This is a genomic window from Pseudarthrobacter sp. MDT1-56, assembly GCF_059383555.1.
In genome coordinates, this window is sequence record NZ_JBWZCK010000017.1 from 24,310 (window position 1) to 42,401 (window position 18,092).

The 18,092-nt window shown below is 68.2% G+C and carries 10 protein-coding genes; 3 read left to right on the plus strand and 7 right to left on the minus strand.

All coding sequences use genetic code 11. The features are described 5' to 3' along the window. Nucleotides 1-67: 67 nt before the first annotated feature. Both AC50YC_RS18610 and AC50YC_RS18615 read right to left on the minus strand, forming a co-directional pair. Complete coding sequence (locus AC50YC_RS18610) at nucleotides 68-406, minus strand: P-II family nitrogen regulator (RefSeq protein ID WP_024366371.1); 339 nt, start codon at nucleotides 404-406, stop codon at nucleotides 68-70. Beyond that, nucleotides 403-1,767, minus strand: coding sequence for an ammonium transporter (locus AC50YC_RS18615; protein WP_354170188.1), 1,365 nt, complete (start codon nucleotides 1,765-1,767; stop codon nucleotides 403-405). The genes AC50YC_RS18610 and AC50YC_RS18615 overlap by 4 nt, the downstream gene beginning before the upstream one ends. A gap of 245 nt (nucleotides 1,768-2,012) precedes the next feature. Here AC50YC_RS18615 and AC50YC_RS18620 point away from each other — a divergent pair, with 245 nt between their 5' ends. Both AC50YC_RS18620 and AC50YC_RS18625 read left to right on the plus strand, forming a co-directional pair. Next, nucleotides 2,013-3,260: an MFS transporter gene (locus AC50YC_RS18620; RefSeq protein ID WP_494954771.1), complete on the plus strand. Its 1,248-nt coding sequence runs from the start codon at nucleotides 2,013-2,015 to the stop codon at nucleotides 3,258-3,260. Between the two features lie 99 nt (nucleotides 3,261-3,359). Beyond that, complete coding sequence (locus tag AC50YC_RS18625; RefSeq protein WP_494954772.1) at nucleotides 3,360-5,051, plus strand: hypothetical protein; 1,692 nt, start codon at nucleotides 3,360-3,362, stop codon at nucleotides 5,049-5,051. 99 nt (nucleotides 5,052-5,150) lie between these two features. On the opposite strand, the gene ftsY is transcribed toward AC50YC_RS18625, so the two are convergent. Further along, entirely contained in the window at nucleotides 5,151-6,362 is a 1,212-nt protein-coding gene (ftsY, locus tag AC50YC_RS18630) for a signal recognition particle-docking protein FtsY (protein WP_494954773.1), read from the minus strand. A 62-nt stretch (nucleotides 6,363-6,424) separates the two neighbouring features. Next, nucleotides 6,425-10,021, minus strand: a complete 3,597-nt coding sequence (smc, locus tag AC50YC_RS18635) for a chromosome segregation protein SMC (RefSeq protein WP_494954774.1) — start codon at nucleotides 10,019-10,021, stop codon at nucleotides 6,425-6,427. Nucleotides 10,022-10,384: 363 nt separating this feature from the next. Here smc and AC50YC_RS18640 point away from each other — a divergent pair, with 363 nt between their 5' ends. After that, a complete protein-coding gene (locus AC50YC_RS18640; protein ID WP_494954775.1) occupies nucleotides 10,385-15,142 on the plus strand; it encodes a DUF4082 domain-containing protein in 4,758 nt (1,585 codons plus the stop codon). Nucleotides 15,143-15,250: 108 nt separating this feature from the next. Here the strand turns inward: AC50YC_RS18640 and AC50YC_RS18645 are convergent, their stop codons facing one another. The 3 genes from AC50YC_RS18645 to AC50YC_RS18655 form a co-directional block, all read right to left on the minus strand. Further along, a complete protein-coding gene (locus AC50YC_RS18645; RefSeq protein ID WP_494954776.1) occupies nucleotides 15,251-16,282 on the minus strand; it encodes a TolB family protein in 1,032 nt (343 codons plus the stop codon). Continuing rightward, entirely contained in the window at nucleotides 16,279-17,571 is a 1,293-nt protein-coding gene (locus AC50YC_RS18650) for an MFS transporter (RefSeq protein ID WP_494954777.1), read from the minus strand. Before AC50YC_RS18650 ends, AC50YC_RS18645 begins: the two co-directional genes overlap by 4 nt. A gap of 4 nt (nucleotides 17,572-17,575) precedes the next feature. After that, the coding region (locus AC50YC_RS18655) for a hypothetical protein (RefSeq protein ID WP_494954778.1) at nucleotides 17,576-18,092 on the minus strand (517 nt) is incomplete at its 5' end.

Below are 18,092 nucleotides of genomic sequence, written 5' to 3' on the forward strand. Positions count from 1 at the left end.
AAAGCGGGCCGGGTACCCTTTCAGGTTCCCGGCCCGCTTGCTGTGCTGTTTTGTTCCAGGCAGCGCTCTAGATAGCGGCCGAACCGCGTTCTCCGGTGCGGACCCGCACTGCTTCGAACACATCCATCGTCCAGACCTTGCCGTCACCGGCCCGGCCCGTGTTCGAGCTGGCGATGATGACATCGAGGATGTCGTCGGCCTGTTCGTCGGTGGCCAGGACCTCTACCCGGATCTTGGGCAGCAGATCCACGTTGTACTCGGCGCCGCGGTACACCTCGGTGTAGCCGCGCTGCCGGCCGTAGCCGCTGGCCGCGCTGACGGTGAGGCCCTGCACCCCGTAGGCCTCAAGGCCTTCGCGGATGGTATCGAGCTTTTCGGGCCGGACGATTGCTGTGATCAGTTTCATGCCTCCACACTTTCCTTACCTGCTGCTGCGGTCTTCTTACCGTTGGACGTCGCGTCCACCGTCCCGGCGGCCGGGGCTTCGCCCTGGGCCTTGCCGGTGATGAGTTCGTGCAGCGGGGTGAAGCTTCCACCGTGGCCGCCGACGCCGAATTCGTAGGCGGTTTCGGCGTGCAGGCTGAGGTCGACGCCCACGACTTCCTGCTCCTGGGAAACCCGGAAGCCCATGGTCTTGTGGATGGCGAAGGCGATGATTGCGGTCATCGCTGCGGAGTAGGCGATGGCAATACCGGCCGCTGCGAGCTGGGCCCACAGCTGGGTGAGTCCGCCGCCGTAGAACAGGCCGCCGCCAACACCGTCGGCCGGGAGGGCGATGAAGCCCAGTGCCACGGTGCCGATGATGCCCGAGACGAGGTGGACACCGACGACGTCGAGCGAGTCGTCAAAGCCCCAGCGGAACTTGAGGCCGACGGCCAGGGCGGAAGCCGCTCCGGCGATCAGGCCGAGGCCCAGGGCACCGATCGGGCTGACGTTGGCGCAGGCCGGGGTGATGGCGACGAGGCCGGCAACCACACCGGACGCCGCGCCGAGCGAGGTCGGGTGACCGTCGCGGATACGCTCCGTGATGAGCCAGCCGAGCATTGCCGCGGCGGGGGCTGCCAGGGTGTTGACCCAGATCAGGCCGCCCTGCTCCGCCGTCGTCGCTGCGCCGCCGTTGAAGCCGAACCAGCCGAACCACAGGATCGCAGCACCGAGCATAACGAAGGGGATGTTGTGCGGGCGGTGGTTGGGGTCCTTGCCGAAGCCCTTGCGGTTGCCGATGATCAGCACGAGGATCAGCGCGGCAACACCGGCGTTGATGTGGACAACGGTGCCGCCGGCGAAGTCAATCGCCGGTCCGAGGGCCTGGCCGATTGCGCCTTCCGGGCCGAACAGCCCGCCGCCCCAGACCATGTAGGCCAGCGGGCAGTAGACCAGGGTGACCCAGACCGGGACGAACACGGACCAGGCGCCGAACTTGGCGCGGTCAGCAATCGCGCCGCTGATCAGGGCGACGGTGATGATGGCGAAGGTGGCTGCGTAGCCGACCTTGATGAGCCCGTCAGGAGTATCGATGCCCTCCAGACCGAAGGTGGCGAACGGGTTTCCAACCATTTGCATGAAGCCCTCGCCGGAGCTCATCGAGGCGCCCCAGAGCACCCAGACCACACCGACCATGCCGATGGAGATGAAACTCATCATCATCATGTTCAGTGCGGCCTTGGCGCGCGTCATGCCGCCGTAGAAAAATGCTAGTCCTGGTGTCATGAACAGCACGAGTGCTGCTGCCACCATCAGCCATACGTGACCTGCGGTAAGTTCCATGGTGCACGTCCTCCCTTGCTTGGATGCGATCTAAAAGATGTTGCGGAGTTCTCCGCGTGCCTCAACGCGGTTTGCGTTCTAAGAAGAGTTTGTCGGCGGCGTGTTTCGCCGGCAGAGGATTTAGATTGCCGGGTTGTTACAAGAACCTCCCGGAAGTAAATGGTGCAAATCCTTCTTGTTACGGTTATGTTTCACGCGTTCCAACATCCGCTCCCCCCCGCCCGTACCGCCAGGAAGCCACAGCCATGAGTAAGACCCCCCGCCCCGCGGGATCCCCGCCGCAGGCCGGCACCCGGACCAACGGCAAGGCGGTGCTGCCCCGGGACATCAAGGTGTTGTTGGTGGCTGCCTTCCTCATCGCCCTCGGCTTCGGTCTCGTGGCGCCGGTCCTCCCCCAGTTCGCCACCACTTTCGACGTCGGCGCGACGGCGGCCGCTGTGATCGTGAGCATCTTCGCGTTCATGCGGCTCGTGTTCGCTCCCGCGGGTGGCGCGCTGATTGTGCGGCTCGGGGAACGGCCGGTCTACGTGGCCGGTCTGTTGATTGTTGCGGCGTCAACGGCGGCGTGTGCCTTCGCCCAGGACTACTGGCAACTGCTGATCTTCCGCGGCCTCGGCGGTGCCGGCTCAGTGATGTTCACGGTGGCGTCGATGGCCCTGGTGGTCCGGCTGGCGCCGCCGGAAAGCCGCGGCCGGGTGTCCGGTGCCTACGCCTCGGCGTTCCTCATCGGCAATGTGTGCGGGCCCGTCGTGGGCGGGCTGCTGGCCGGCTTCGGCCTGCGTGTCCCGTTCCTCGTCTACGCGGCCGCCCTCGTCCTGGCGGCCCTCGTGGTGCAGACCCAGCTCAGCCATGTGCCCGCGGCCTCCCGCCCGGACGGGAGCACGGCGCCGGCGATGGAGCTCCGCGAGGCATTGCGGGACAGCGCGTACCGGGCGGGGCTGTTCTCCAGCTTCGCGAACGGCTGGGCGACCTTCGGCGTCCGGATGGCTACGGTGCCGCTCTTCGCCGTCGCCGCCCTGAACGCGGGACCGGAATCGGCCGGCTGGGCCCTGGCCATGTTCGCCGCGGCCAACGCGGTGGCGCTGACATTCTCCGGCAAACTCGCGGACAGCCTGGGCCGGAAACCCATGATGATCTCCGGGCTGTTGGTCACCGGAACCGCAACGGCAGCCATCGGTTTCACGCACGAGCTGCTCTGGTTCCTCGTGGCGACCGCTGTCGCCGGCATCGGTTCAGGGCTGCTCGGTCCGGCGCAGCAGGCCGCCATGGCGGACGTGATCGGCAATGAGCGCTCCGGCGGGCGGGTCCTGGCCATCTTCCAGATGACCGCCGACAGCGGGGCGATCATCGGGCCGGTCCTTGCCGGGGTGCTCGCAGACCGGCTGGGCTATGGCTGGGCCTTCGGCGTCACCGGCGGCGTCCTGGTCGCGGCTGCCGCCGGCTGGCTGCTGGCCCGGGAGACATTCCACCGGCCGGCGACCCGCAGCACCTGACCCCACCCGGGTGACCATTGCCCGCCCCGCGTCGAACTGCACCGGCGGACTTCGTTAGGCTGAGGGGAGTTCCCACCCAGAAGCTGGAGAAGTCTTTACATGCCACCCACTGAACGTTCGCCCGAACACACCGCCGACAACAGGCCGGAGGATGCGGCCGGGACCAAGCGCAAGAATCTCCGTCCTGCCGTCGTGATCTCAGTGCTCGCGGTCATTGCCGTGCTGGCGTCGCTGGTGATTTTCCTCGGGCCGGGCGCCGGAGGAAACACGGCGGCCCCCGCCGCGAGCTCGGAGGCCACCTCGGCCGCGCCGGAGGCGTCCTTGCCGCCAGCTCCGGCCGTCACGTACTACAAGCAGCCCGGCCCGCCCGCCGGCTCGCCCCTGGAAGCGGTGGAACCGCTCGAAGTCAGCGTCTCGAAGGACCTGGTCGGCACCGCGCTGACCAAGGGCCTGGTGGGCATCTCACTCGAAGCGACCGACCTCGCCGATCCCGCGCTGAGCAGCAGCAACGCCTCGACGGTGAAACTGCTGCAGGAAGCCGACCAGCCGGTGCTCCGTTTCGGTGGCAACGCCGTTGACCGCCGCTTCTTCTGGACTTCGACCAACGAGGCCGTCCCGTCCTCCGGCTACCGCGGAGATGCAGCACACCCGGTCAGGGCTGTGGGCCCGGCGGATCTGGCACGGCTGAACACCCTGCTGGAAGCTGCAAATGCGACTGTCAGCCTCACCGTGGACCTGGGCCACTACGACCCGGCCCGCGCCGCCGACATGGCCAAGCACGCGGCGGAGATCTTCGGCCCGCGGCTGCTGAGCATCACCGTCGGCAACGAGCCCAACGGCTATGGGGCCAATGGTGTCCGCCCCGGTGGCTACAGCACCGGGCAGTACGTGGAGGAACTCAAGGCCTATGCGAACGCGATTAACGCGGTGGCCCCGAACGTGCCCATCTCCGGCCCGGGCGCCTACGACCAAAAATGGTGGCAGCCGTTCATCGATGCTGACATCCCGCAGAAGAAGATCCTGTCCTTCCACAATTACCCGCTTCACAGCTGTGACGGAGGCGACCCCAAGAGTTCGCCGACCATCGCCAACGTGATGAGCCGGCTCATGCATGACCGTGCCGACGACTACCAGCAGGCAGCCCTGGAGGCCGGCCAGGCGGCAGGCATTGAAACCTGGCTTCCCGAGACGGGGATTGCAGCCTGCCCCGGCTCCAACGAAACCTCCCGCACCCACGCGTCCGCCCTTTGGACGGCTGATTACGCGCTCAACGCCGCGCAGTTGGGCATTACCCGGATCGGCTTCCACAGCTCGATGCTGACCTGTAAGGGTGGTCCCCCCATGTCCGCCGTCTGCACCGGCGGCCCCTATCTCAAGCCGAACGGCGAGGTCTCCGGGAGGGCCAACTTCTTCGGTATTTCCATGGTTGCCGAGCTGGAGGCTGGCAAGTTCATGAAGCTGGACTCAAAGGGCGGCGGCCTGATGTTCAGCTACGCCCTGCAGAACGCTGACGGCAGCACCACCGTGGTTCTGGTCAACGAGAACGATCCGGAGAAGGCGGCGCAGACGGATGTCACCCTCAAGCTGCCCGCGCGGGCGCTGACCGGAACCATGACCCAAATGACCGGGCCCAGCTACGGGGCGGAGGACAGCACGGTGATCGACGGTGCCAAGTCCGAGCCGATTCCGCTCGCGGACCGTGCCACGGTGGAGGGTTTCGCCTATGGTTCTCAGACGCAGACGTTCAAGCTGACGGCCGGCACGGTGACCGTGCTGAACTTCAAGCACTAGGCAGCACCTAAACAGCTGGCTCCCAGTTGATGTCGTTCCGGTAAGTCCGGGGCGACACCAGCTGGGAGCCAGTTGGGTTTAAGGCGTGACTGGGTGGGGCTAGTTCAGGATGGCGTCGACGAAGCTTTCTGCGTCGAATGGGGCGAGGTCATCCGCGCCCTCGCCGAGGCCGATCAGCTTGACCGGGACGCCGAGCGACTTCTGGATGGCCACCACGATGCCGCCCTTGGCCGTGCCGTCCAGCTTGGTCAGGACGATGCCGGTGACGTTCACGACTTCGGCGAAGACCCGCGCCTGGTTCAGGCCGTTCTGTCCGGTCGTGGCGTCCAGGACCAGGAGCACCTCGTCCACCTCGGCGAGCTTCTCAATGACACGCTTGACCTTGCCGAGCTCGTCCATCAGGCCGGTCTTGTTCTGCAGGCGTCCGGCGGTGTCGATCATCACGACGTCCACTTCCTGGTCGATGCCGGCCTTGACCGCTTCGTAGGCGACCGACGCCGGGTCCGCACCGTCGACGTCGGACTTCACCGTCGGGACGCCGACACGCTGGCCCCAGGTGGCAAGCTGCTCGGCGGCGGCGGCGCGGAACGTGTCCGCGGCACCGAGCAGCACGTCCTTGTCCTCGGCGACGAGCACGCGGGCGAGCTTGCCCACCGTGGTGGTCTTGCCGACGCCGTTGACGCCCACCACAAGCACGACGGCGGGTTTGTCGGCGTGGCGTTCGACGCGCAGGCTGCGGTCCATCGTGGGGTCCACCAGCTTGATGAGTTCCTCGCGCAGCAGGGCCTTGACCTGCTCCGGGGAGCGGGTGCCGAGGACCTTGACGCGTTCGCGGAGCGCGTCCACTAGCTGGAGGGTCGGCTCGGTGCCGAGGTCGGCGAGCAGGAGGGTTTCCTCCACCTCGTCCCACACGTTTTCATCGATCTTGTCCGCGGACAGCAGTGCCAGCAGGCCCTTGCCCAGGATGTTGTTGGACCTGACGAGGCGTTCGCGCAGGCGGATCAGGCGGCCTGCCACCGGCAGCGGCGTTTCGACCGGAACGATTTCCAGGCCGGCCACATCATCCGGGACTTCGACTGTTTCCGTCGCCCCGAGGCCAACGGAGTCCGGCGCCGTACGGTCGCGCGTCGGCGCGGGGTGGTCCTCGAGGAGTGTTCCACCGCCGGCGCCGGGCGCCACGGGATCGTTCTCGTCACGCTTCCCGGGGTAATTGGTGATGTTCTTCCGGGTCTTCATCAGGACCGGAATGAGTGCACCGAGGACCACCAGGGCGGCGAGAATGGGCAGAAGAATGGGGAGGATGTCGTTCACTCCCCTAGCTTCTCACAAACCGGAAAGCCGGCGCGGAGCCTGAAAAGGCCCGCCGGCGGGCCTCAGACCTGGGCGCCGAGACGCTGGCTGATGACGGTGGAGACGCCGTCGCCGCGCATGGTGACGCCGTACAGGGCATCGGCAACTTCCATGGTGCGTTTCTGGTGCGTGATGATGATGAGCTGGCTGGATTCGCGCAGCTCCTCGAAGATGGTGATGAGCCGGCCCAGGTTGGTGTCGTCCAGGGCTGCCTCCACCTCGTCCATCACATAGAACGGTGAGGGCCGGGCCTTGAAGATCGCCACCAGCAGGGCCACGGCGGTCAGGGACCGTTCGCCGCCTGAGAGCAGTGAGAGCCGCTTGATTTTCTTGCCGGCCGGACGCGCCTCAACTTCGATGCCGGTGGTGAGCATGTCCGAGGGGTCGGTGAGGACCAGCCGGCCCTCGCCGCCGGGGAACAGCCGGGCGAAGATCCGGACGAACTGCGCCGAGGTGTCTTCGAAGGCCTCGGCGAAGACCTTTTGGACGCGCTCATCAACCTCCTTGATGATGTCCAGCAGGTCCTTGCGGCTGGACTTGAGGTCCTCGAGTTGGGTGCTGAGGAACTGGTGGCGTTCCTCGAGGGCGGCGAATTCCTCCAGTGCCAGGGGGTTGACCCGGCCTAGGGCCGACAGGTCCCGTTCAGCGCGCTTGAGCCGTTTCTCCTGCTCCCCGCGGACGAAGGGCTTGCCGGCCAGGATCTCGCGGCCGTCCTCGTCCACCGGGGCGCGGAGGGCAGCCCATTTGTCCCCCGACGCCTCCGCCGCGGGCACGGGAACGGGCTGGTCCGGTCCGAAATCTTCGACCAACTGGTCGGCGGTCAGCCCCAGCTCCTCGACACTTCTCAGCTCAAGGGCTTCGATCCGGAGGCGCTGCTGGGCGCGGGCCAGTTCATCGCGGTGCACCGAGTCGGTCAGTTCTGCCAGTTCGCGGGCGAGGGCATCATTGCTGCTGCGCAGGGCGGACAGCTCGGCGTCCATCTGTTCCTTGCGTTCCTCGGCGCTGTCCCGCTCCTGCCGGGCGAGTTCCACGGAGACGTCGAGGAAGCCGATCACCTGGGCGACGGCGGCGGAGACGGCCGCGGCGCGTTTAGCCTGGAGCCGGCGGCGGCGTGCCCGTTCGGCCGCTTCCTCGCGGGCGCGCCGCTCGGTGGCGGCGGCGCGTTCCAGCGAAGACGCCCGGTTGCGGGTGGCCGAGAGCTGTTCCTCGGCGCTGCGCAGACCGAGCCGGGCCTCCATTTCGGCGCTGCGGGCCAGGGACGCGGCCAGGGCGAGGGCATCCCGGTGTTCCGGGGAGGGCTCCTCCTCCGCCGGCGCTTCCTGGGCGGCGGCAAGCCGTGCCGCCACGGCTTCCAGCGCAACCTGTTCGCTGACGATGTTGGCCTCGGCTTTAGCCAGGGAGGCGGCGAGCCGCTCGCTTTCGCCGACGGCGCTGCGGAGCACGGAGTTCAGGTGCCCCAGACGTTCAGCAACGGCCGCCAGCCGTGCATCCGAATCGTGGAGTTTCTCCAGCGCAGCGTCAGCACGGTCCTGGGCTGCAGCCCGCCGGGCCCGGGCGGCGGCAAGGGCGAACCGCTGGCGTTCCAGCCCGGCGGTGACCGCGGCCAGCCGGGAGGAGGCGTCGTCGACGGCGGCCTGCACTTCGATCAGCGAGGGCGCCTTCGCGGAGCCTCCGCTGACTGTAAGCGCGGTCAGCACGTCCCCGGCCCGGGTCACGGCAGTCAGTTCCGGGCGCGCCGCCACCAGTTCGGCCGCAGCGTCCAGGCCCTCGACGACGGCGATGCCCGCCAGCAGTCCGGGCAGCGGCAGCCGGGAGGCAACCTCGTCGGTGCCGGAGGCCGTGACGAGCTGGACGGCCCACCGGCCGCCCGCGGGGAGCTGCCCGCCGGTCGCGGGACGGGCGCCGGTGGCAGCGGCTGCCAGCAGCAGGGCTGCCCGGCCGGCGTCGTCGTCCTTCAGCCGCTGCACGGCGGCGGCCGCAGCCTCGCTGTCCTGCACCACGATCGCGTCGGAGGCGGCGCCCAGGGCCGCCGCGATGGCGGCCTCATAGCCGGGTTCCACCGTGATCATGGACGCCAGGGCGCCGAGCACCCCGGGGAGTCCTGCGCCGAGGACGTGGGCCGAGCCGTCCTTGCGGTTCAGCCCGAGCTGGAGGGCGTCGCGTCGGGCCAGGAGGGCGCCGCGTTCCCGTTCGCCGTCGCGTTCGGCCGCCGTGAGCGCGTCGATCTCGGCAACGATGCCGTCGAGGGCGGCACTGGCGTCCTCGTACTCCGCGTCGAGGCTCTCCTCGCCGTCCTCAACGCCGGCAACCTGGGATTCGAGGGCGGTGAACTCGCTGTGGGCCTGCCTGCGGCGCTCCTCCCCTGCCTTGAGGGAATCGCGGAGCCGGCCGAGTTCCGCCTGCGCGGACTCGACCCGGGAGCGTGCGGCACCCACCTGCCCGGCCAGTTTGGCCAGGCCTTCGCGGCGGTCCGCTGCGGCGCGAAGCAAGGACGCGAGCCGCTTGTCCTCGGCGGCGGCGGCGTTTTCGGCGTCCTGCTTGGCGGCGGTGGCGGCATCCAGGGCGCTGCGGCTGCCCACGATCTGGCGCTCCAGCCCGGCTTGTTCCTCCCGGACCCGGGCTGCCTGCCGGTCCAGCTGCTCGGGGTCGCGGCCGGAATCAGGGACGTTGTCGGAGGCCCCCAGCAGCCGGCGGCGTTCCTCGGCCAGCGAGCCCAGCGAGCGCAGCCGTTCCCGCCCGGCGGAGAGCTGGTACCACGTGTCGCGGGCGGCGTTGAGCCTGGGCGTGGCCTCGGCGGCGAGCTGTTCGAGGCTGGCCTGCCGCTGCCTGCCGAGTTCAAGTTCCTGCCCGACGACGCCGCGTGCCTTCAGTGCGCTCTCGTCCGCGACATCCTGTGCCAGTGCCTGCTGCAGCTGGACAAGGTCGTCCGCGAGGAGCCGGGAACGCGCGTCACGGGCCTCGAACTGGACGGTCTGGGCACGGCGTGCCACCTCGGCCTGTTTGCCCAGCGGCGTGAGCTGCCGGCGGATTTCGCCGGTGAGGTCGCTGAGCCGGGCAAGGTTCGCCTGCATGGCTTCGAGCTTGCGGACCGTCTTTTCCTTGCGGCGGCGGTGCTTGAGGATGCCGGCGGCTTCCTCGATGAAACCCCGCCGGTCCTCCGGGGTGGCGTGCAGCACCTTGTCCAGCTGCCCCTGCCCCACGATCACGTGCATTTCCCGGCCCAGGCCGGAGTCGGAGAGGAGTTCCTGGATGTCCAGGAGCCGGCAGCCGGCTCCGTTGATGGCGTACTCCGAGCCACCGGTGCGGAACAGCGTGCGGGAAATCGTGACTTCGCTGTACTCGATCGGCAGGGCGCCGTCGCTGTTATCTATGGTGAGTGAGACGTGGGCGCGGCCCAGCGGCGGGCGACCGGACGTGCCCGCGAAAATCACGTCCTCCATCTTGCCGCCGCGGAGGGTCTTGGCGCCCTGTTCGCCCATCACCCAGGCCAGGGCGTCCACCACATTGGATTTGCCCGAGCCGTTGGGGCCGACCACGGCGGTGACGCCTGGTTCGAATTCGAACGTCGTCGCCGAAGCGAAGGACTTGAATCCCCGGACGGTCAGGCTTTTGAGGTGCAAGGTGTTTCGGATCTCCTGGCTGGCGGAAACGGCTGTTCCTGTCCTAAATCTACCGTCACCGCGCCAAAATCAGCGGATTTAGGCTTTTCCCAAGGAAATCCTTTGCTGCCTTTCCGCGGGCAAACTTAGGATCGCGGCTAGGAGCTGCTTGACGCTGCTCGGGCCGGTGGTCTCACACCGGCCCGGCGTGGCAGAGCGCAGTTGATGCTGTGCTCCACCACTGGCGCAGGGGGCGTAAGACTCGCAGTTCCGGCTTTGGGGACAACTGAATACCGTGGTTGGCTGCACCGGGGGGTGGCGGCACGGGGCGGGGCACGATGCGCCGGCCCGAGACCGCGACAGCGCACTCACTCAGGAGTTCAGATGCCCGTTTCCTCAGTCGCCCGCCCGCTGAAAACGCTCAAGCGAGTCGTCATTCCACTGGCTATCGCCCTGGTTGCGGCGCTGTTGCCGGTTACCGTGCCGGCGGGCCTCCTGCCGGCGGCCAGCGCCGCGGATCCCTGCTCCCCGCTCCTGAACGCTGTGGCCTGCGAAAACTCGAAGCCGGGGGCCCCACCCTCGGAGTGGGACATCACCGGCGCGGGCGACGCGGACATCCAGGGATTCTCCACCGGGATCAGCGTCAATCCCGGCCAGCCCATCAGCTTCAAGGTGGACACCACCGCGGCCAGCTATACGATCGGCATCTACCGGACCGGCTGGTATCAGGGACTCGGCGCCCGCAAAATCGCCGACGTCACTCCGGCCGCCTTGCGGCAAACCCAACCCCAGTGCCTCTCCGACGTCACCACGGAACTCTACGATTGCGGGACGTGGGCGGTGTCCGCGACGTGGCAGGTTCCCGCGACGGCCGTCTCCGGCGTGTATGTGGCCCTGCTGACACGGCCGGACAACGGCAGCCGCAGCCACATCACCTTTGTGGTCCGCTCCGACGGCAGCCACTCCGATGTCGTGTTCCAGACCTCCGACACATCGTGGCAGGCCTACAACGATTACGGCGGCTCGGATTTCTACCAGGGCGCCCAGAACGGCCGGGCCTACAAGATCAGCTACAACCGTCCGGTGAATACGCGCGGCGCCATGGGCGGACGCGACTTCTACTTCAGCAACGAGTACCCCCTGGTCCGTTTCCTGGAGAAAAACGGCTACGACGTCAGCTACATCAGCGGGGTGGACACCGACCGGAACGGAGCCCAGCTCCTCAACCACAAGGTATTCCTGTCCGTGGGCCACGACGAATACTGGTCCGGCGCCCAGCGGGCCAATGTGGAGGCCGCCCGCGACGCCGGCGTGAACCTGCAGTTCCTCTCCGGCAACGAAGTGTACTGGCGGACCCGGATGGAACCCTCGCCGGTCGACGGAGCGGCCGGCCGCACCATCACGTCCTACAAGGAGACCTGGGCAAACGCCAAGATCGACCCCAGCACGGAATGGACCGGCACCTGGCGCGACCCGAGGTACGCCGCCCAGGCCAACGGCGGCGGCCTCCCCGAAAACGCGTTGACCGGGACGATGTATGTGTCCAACTACACGGATCTGCCCATCACGGTCAGCGCTGCCGAGGGAAAAGCGCGTCTCTGGCGCAACACCTCCCTGGCGACGCTCCCCGCAGGCGGCTCCGCGCAGCTGGCGCCGCACACGGTGGGCTATGAATCCAACGAGGACCTGGACAACGGGTTCAGGCCCGCCGGGCTGATCCGCCTGTCCACCACGACGGGGACGACGCCGCAGTATCTGCAGGATTTTGGCAACACCGTGCAGCCGGGGACCACCACCCACAACACGACCATGTACCGTGCCGGCAGCGGGGCGCTGGTGTTCTCCGCGGGCACGGTCCAGTGGACGTGGGGCCTGGACAAGGAGCACGACGGCGACGGCGCGGCCGCGGATCCGCGGATGCAGCAGGCGCAGATTAATCTCCTGGCGGACATGGGTGCCCAGCCCGCCACCCGCGACACGGCGCTGTCAGCCGCGTCGGCGAGCAGCGACACGGCGGCCCCGACCGTGACTATCTCCTCCCCTGCCGGGGGCACCACCGTGCCGCACGGCACGAGCGTCACAGTGTCCGGAACGGCCAGCGACACCGGCGGCATCGTGGCCGGGGTTGAAGTGTCCACCGACGGCGGGAGCAGCTGGCACCCTGCCCAGGGCAGGCAGAACTGGACGCACACCTATATCCAGAAAGGCCTCGCCACGGCCACCATCCAGGTGCGCGCCGTCGATGACAGCGCCAACATCGGCGCACCGTCCACCCGTCAGCTCCAGCTCACCGGGCCTTACTCCGTCTTCGGGCAGCAGGTACCAGCGGTGCCGGATTCCCAGGACGGCGGGGCGTACGAGCTGGGCATGAACATCACGCCCAGCGTGGACGGCTTCATCACCGGGGCGCGCTTCTACAAGAGCACCGCCAATACCGGAACCCACAGCGGTTCGCTCTGGAGTTCCGCCGGCCAGCGGCTCGCGACGGCCACATTCACGGCGGAAACGGCATCCGGCTGGCAGGAAGTCCGCTTCAGCCAGCCGGTTCCCGTCACCGCCGGACAGAAATACGTCATCTCCTACACTGCCCCGAACGGCCACTACGCCAGCAAGGACTACCAGTGGGCGAGCTTTGGCCTGACCGACCCGCCCTTGACCGTGGCTGGCGGATTCGGCAGCCCCCCGGCCGGGGTGTACGCCGTTCCGGGTTCGTTTCCCTCCAACAGTTTCAGCAACGGCAACTACTTCGTCGATGCCCTGTTCGACACCGTCGACACCTCCGAGCTGACGGCGTCCGGGCACTGGCCGTTGGACGGCTCATCGAGCGTCCCGCAGGCCACTACAGTCGGGGCGGTGTTCTCCAAGGCCGTTACAGGTTCCAGCGTGGACCTGACGCTCACGGCCAACGGAACGGCCGTCGCGGGCAGCACCGGCTATGACCCCGCCACGCGGAAGGTCACCTTCACCCCTGCCGCCGGCCTGGACCTGGGCACCACCTACACGGCGAGGCTCAACGCCGCAGACGCGAGCGGCGGCTCGTTGGCCGGCGGTGCGTCGTGGTCCTTTACCACCGTGGTGTCCCCGCCGGTCCCCGGGAGCTGCCCCTGCAGCCTCTACGATGACGCCGTCGTCCCGGGGATCCAGGAGGCCCGGGACGGGGTGCCGCTGACCCTGGGCGTCCGCTTCTCCAGCACTGCGGTGGGGACCGTGACCGGGGTGCGCTTCTTCAAGTCAGCGGGGAACACCGGTACGCACACCGGAACCCTGTTCACTGCGTCCGGGCAGCAACTCGCCACTGTCACCTTCGTAAACGAGAGCACCTCCGGCTGGCAGACGGCCAACTTCAACCAGCCGGTTGCCATCACGGCGAACACCGAATACGTCATGGCCTACAAGAGCACCACCGGATCCTACTCCGCGACCGTCAACGGCTTCGGATCCGGGCTGAGCGTCGGGAACCTGAGAACCCCGGCCGACGCCGGGGCCTACTCCTACACGAACGATTTCCCGGGCAACCGTTCCAGCGCCAGCTACCTGGTGGATGTGGTGATGCAGTATCCGGATCCGCCGTTCGCGGCCGGGGCACAGACACCGTCTGCCGGCTCGTCCAGCGTCGCCCTGGATGCCACGGTCTCCGCCACCTTGTCCAAGCCGCCGGCGGGGTCGGGTGCGGTGATGACGTTGACCGGTCCCGGTTCCGTCGATGTCCCAGGCACTGCCAGCTATGACGGGCCCACGGGGCGGGTCACCTTCACGCCCGCCGCACCTCTGGACCCCGCGACCAGCTACACGGCCACCTTGACCGCCACCTCGGCCACGGGGCAGACGCTCAGCGACGGGGGTACGTGGACCTTCACGACCGTTCCGCCTCCGCGGCCAGACGGCGTCTGCCCGTGCTCGCTGTACCAGGACACCGTGACGCCGGGCGCCCCGGACTTCAATGACGGAGTGCCGCTGACCCTGGGCGTCCGCTTCTCCAGCGATAGTCCCGGCCAGATCACGGGCATCCGCTTCTACAAATCCGCGGGCAATACCGGGACCCACACCGGGGGCCTTTACACCGCAGCCGGCCAGCAGCTGGCGGCAGTCACCTTCACCGGGGAATCCTCCGCCGGGTGGCAAACAGCCTCCTTCAGCCAGCCCGTGGACATTGCCGCGAACACCGCATACGTGGCCGCCTACCGCACTCCCACCGGGGTCTATTCGGCGACACCGGGCGGTTTTAATACCGGAGTCACCAGTGGTCCGCTGCGGACGGCACCCGGCGCCGGGGCGTTCACGTACAGCGGCGACTTCCCGGCATCGTCCTCGAGTGCAAGCTATCTCGTGGACGTGGACTTTGTGGTGTCGGTGCCGCCGCTCAGCGTGACGGCGCAGGTGCCGGCGGCGGATTCCGGGGGCTTCCCGGTGAATTCGAAACCGTCGGTGACATTGTCGGAGCCTCTCCGGACCGGCTTCAGCTTTGGCCTGTCCGCCGATGGCGCCGCCGTCGCCGGCTCCTCCGCCCTGTCGGCGGACGCCAGGACGATCACCTTCTCGCCGGCAGCGCCACTGCCGGCGGCGGCCGTCCTCACCGCCAGCGTCAGCAATGTGGTCTCTGTCCAGGGCGCCGTGCTGGCGCCGCTCAGCTGGGAGTTCACAACGGCCGGTCAGACCGGCGCCGACCAGACACTGTTCGGATCCCTGCTCCCGGCCACGCCGGCCGCGACCGGGGACAATTCATCCATTGAGCTCGGCACCGCTTTCTCCGTCTCGGTGGCCGGCAGTGCCACGGGCATCAGGTTCTACAAGGGCGCCGGCAACACCGGAACGCACGTCGGCTCGCTCTGGACCGCCGCCGGACAGAGACTTGCCCAGGTGACGTTCACGAACGAGACCGCCACGGGCTGGCAGACGGCGCCGCTGTCTGCTCCCGTCGCGCTCGAGCCGGGGCAGGGCTACGTTGTGTCGTACCTGGCTCCGAACGGCAACTATCCCTACACCGCGGCGTTCTTCGCCGAACCCTGGATCAACGGTGTCCTGACGTCGCCGGGCCCGCAGAACGGCCTGTACCAGTACGGCTCCGGCGGCTCGGTGCCGACGAATTCCTGGAACTCCACCAACTACTTCGTCGATGTCGTCTTCGCCCCCGGCTCCCCCTGATCTGCATCCGCTGCTCCACAACGGCCCTTTTGAGGCCTGATAAGGGCCGTTATGGAGCAATCGACGGGTGGTCACGCCCGCTGTTGAGGACCAGTGCGGTGACTCAGGTCAGCGCAGCACTGACGGAGACCAGGCGTGTTCGATGTAGAGGGAGGGCCGGGACTCGGGATCCGCCATGATCTGCCAGATATCGCTGTCGCCGGCGGCACCGTCGCGGGCCAGCCCGTAGAGCAGTGTCTGGTCGTCACGCCATTCAATCTGGTCATCGACGCTCCGCTGCTCGGACAACACGGTTTCCTTCCCGCTGGCCAGGTCCAGCACCGCGACGCGCCAGTGCGCGGCCAACGGGCTGCCGGTGTTCTTCTTGTACGCGATCCGGGTGCCATCGGGCGAGACCGACGGGCACTCCACGCCGTCGTGGATTGCCGTGAGGGTGCGCGCCGAAAGGCTCCCCTTCACAAGCCAGATGCGTCCCGATGACGCCGCCGTCGCGTAGAACGTGTCGCTTTGGCCCGGTGCGAAGGTCACACCCCAGATATTGCGGTCGGCCGCGGTGATGCGGGTGCCGTTGACCAGGAGGGCGAAGTCCTCCAGGTTCCCGGTCCCGCCGCTGCCCTGCGCCGCCGTGATGGACGTCTCTGTGGAAAAGCCCCCGCTGCCGTACGAGTGCCCCGTGACAAACACCGTGGTGGCCACCAGGGAGCCGTCCGCGCTCAACCGGGTGCGGCTGGGGATGCCGGGTACAGCCCAGCTCCTGGCCGGCTGCCAGTCCGGTTTCAGCAGGACGGCTTCGAAGCTGGTCACGAGACCGCGGTTGGTCTTCAGGCAGACGATGTTCTGCATCGTGCCGTACACCCGGTCGCAGGCTACCCCTGCCAAAGACCGCTCACCGGCGGGCTCCGACAGCGGGACGGCGCCGACCATGCCATAGCCCTGGCCGGGCGCCGTATTGCGGAACAGGACAGAGCCCTTCGCCAGCACGGCGACGCCGGAGGCTACCCGCGCCGCCGATACCGACATCCTGCTCTCCTGGAAGCGCTGGAACGCAACAGTGGCGTAGGCTCCGGCGGCGACGACGACCAGCGCCGTGACGACCAGCAGAATTGCCCACCGCAGTCTGCTTCCGGCGGCGGTGGTCAAGCTGCCGGCCTCTGCCGCAGGACGCCGCGAAGGATGAACCAGGACGCCACCACGCCGGCGGCAAGGCAGCTTCCCACCACCACCATCGCCCCGGAGGGACCCAGCGCGAACCACAGGACACCAAAGCCCACGGAGCCGGCCATCCGGCTCAGCGCCACCACTGTTTGGGCGGCGCCGAGGCCCGTGGCGAGTTTGTCCGGCGGGGCCAATTGGCTCGCCAGCGCCGCCAGCACCCCATCGGTCGCGGCGTAGAACACTCCGAGCAGAACCAGGCAGGCCACGGTGGGTCCGAGTCCCCCGGCCGGTGCCGCCGCCAGCAGGTAACAGGCAAGGAGGGAGACGTGCCCGGCAATAAAGACCCGCGCCTTGCCCCAGCGGTCCGCGAGACGGCCCAGCGGAACGGCGAGGATCAGGAACACCACGTTCGTGCCCACGTACAGCAGCGGGAACCACTGCACGGCAAAGGAGTCCCTGTCCTGCAGCACAAGGTAAATGAAGCCGTCCCCTACCGTGAGCAGGCCCAAGATGCCGGCGGCGACCAGGAGCCGGCCCAGTCCGGGCTCACGCAGGAGGCGCCAGCGGAATCCGCGCACCGGCCCGGTCTTGCTGTCCGGCGCCGCGCCGCCCGGCTTCCGGGTTTTCAGGTTCGGGACCAGGAGTGCGAGCACAGCGACACCGATTGTGGCGAAGGCCAGCGAGACCACAAAGACGGTGCCGTATCCGTTGGGCATCAGCATCAGGATGAAAAAAGCCAGCAGCGGACCGCCCGCCGCCCCGATGTTGTCCAGCATCCGGTGCACGCCGAAATGCCGCGCCAGGTATTCCGTCTGGGCTGACACCGCGATCAAAGCATCGCGCGGGGCCGTCCGGATGCCCTTGCCGATCCGGTCGGCCGTCACGACGGCGGCCAGGGCCCAGAATCCGCTGGCGAACAGGAGCCCGATCCGGGCCACCAGGGAAAGGCCATAGCCTGCCAGGGCCACCCGTTTGGGCCGGCCGATGCGGTCGGACGCATAACCGGCAGCGATCCGGACGATGGCGCTTGCGCCCTGGTTGATGCCATCGAGAATTCCGAACGCAATGACGGACAGGCCCAGGAACCCGGTGATGTACAGGGGCAGGATGGCGGACACGGACTCGGACGACACATCAGTGAGCATGCTCACCACTCCCAGCCAGAGAATGACCGGGGAAAGACGGAAAGGCGTCTTCGGCGGCCCGGCACTGCCTGTGGCCAGTGGCTCCAGGTCCTTCTTGCCGCCGCTGCGGTCTGACATGGAGATGTACACGGCGCTACCCGCCAGCCGCCGCGTGCAGATTCCCCAGAAGCATGAACCGCGTGCTCCCCGTCCCCGTGGTTGAGGCGGTGAGGGTCACGGAATCAGCGCCCCGGCTGAACCGGATGGAGCGCTGTCCTTCCGCGGCGGGGACTGGTTCAGACCAGAACTTCAGGCCGCCCAGCACCTGCTGGAAGTGCCCCGCCACGGAGTCCTGGGGCAAGGCCACGATGCAATCGGCGGACACCTGCAGGGATCCGTCGGCCGCGGAGACCGCCGTCGAGACAACAGTCGTTCCTTCCGGAAAGGAGATCACGCCCCCGGGGAAGCCGTCCACGATCGTCCCTTGGGCTGATGCCGTTGCGGGCAAGGGCAGGCTGATGAGGGGAACCGGAGGCGAGGGCACCGGCAGCCCGGAGGGCGAGGCGCTTACGGGCGGCAGGACTTCACGCCCCCCGGGGGCCGGGGCTGAGCCGCCGCCGGCGGCCCCGCCGTCCGGCGTGGCCACGCCGCCGGCGGCCCCGCCGTCCGGC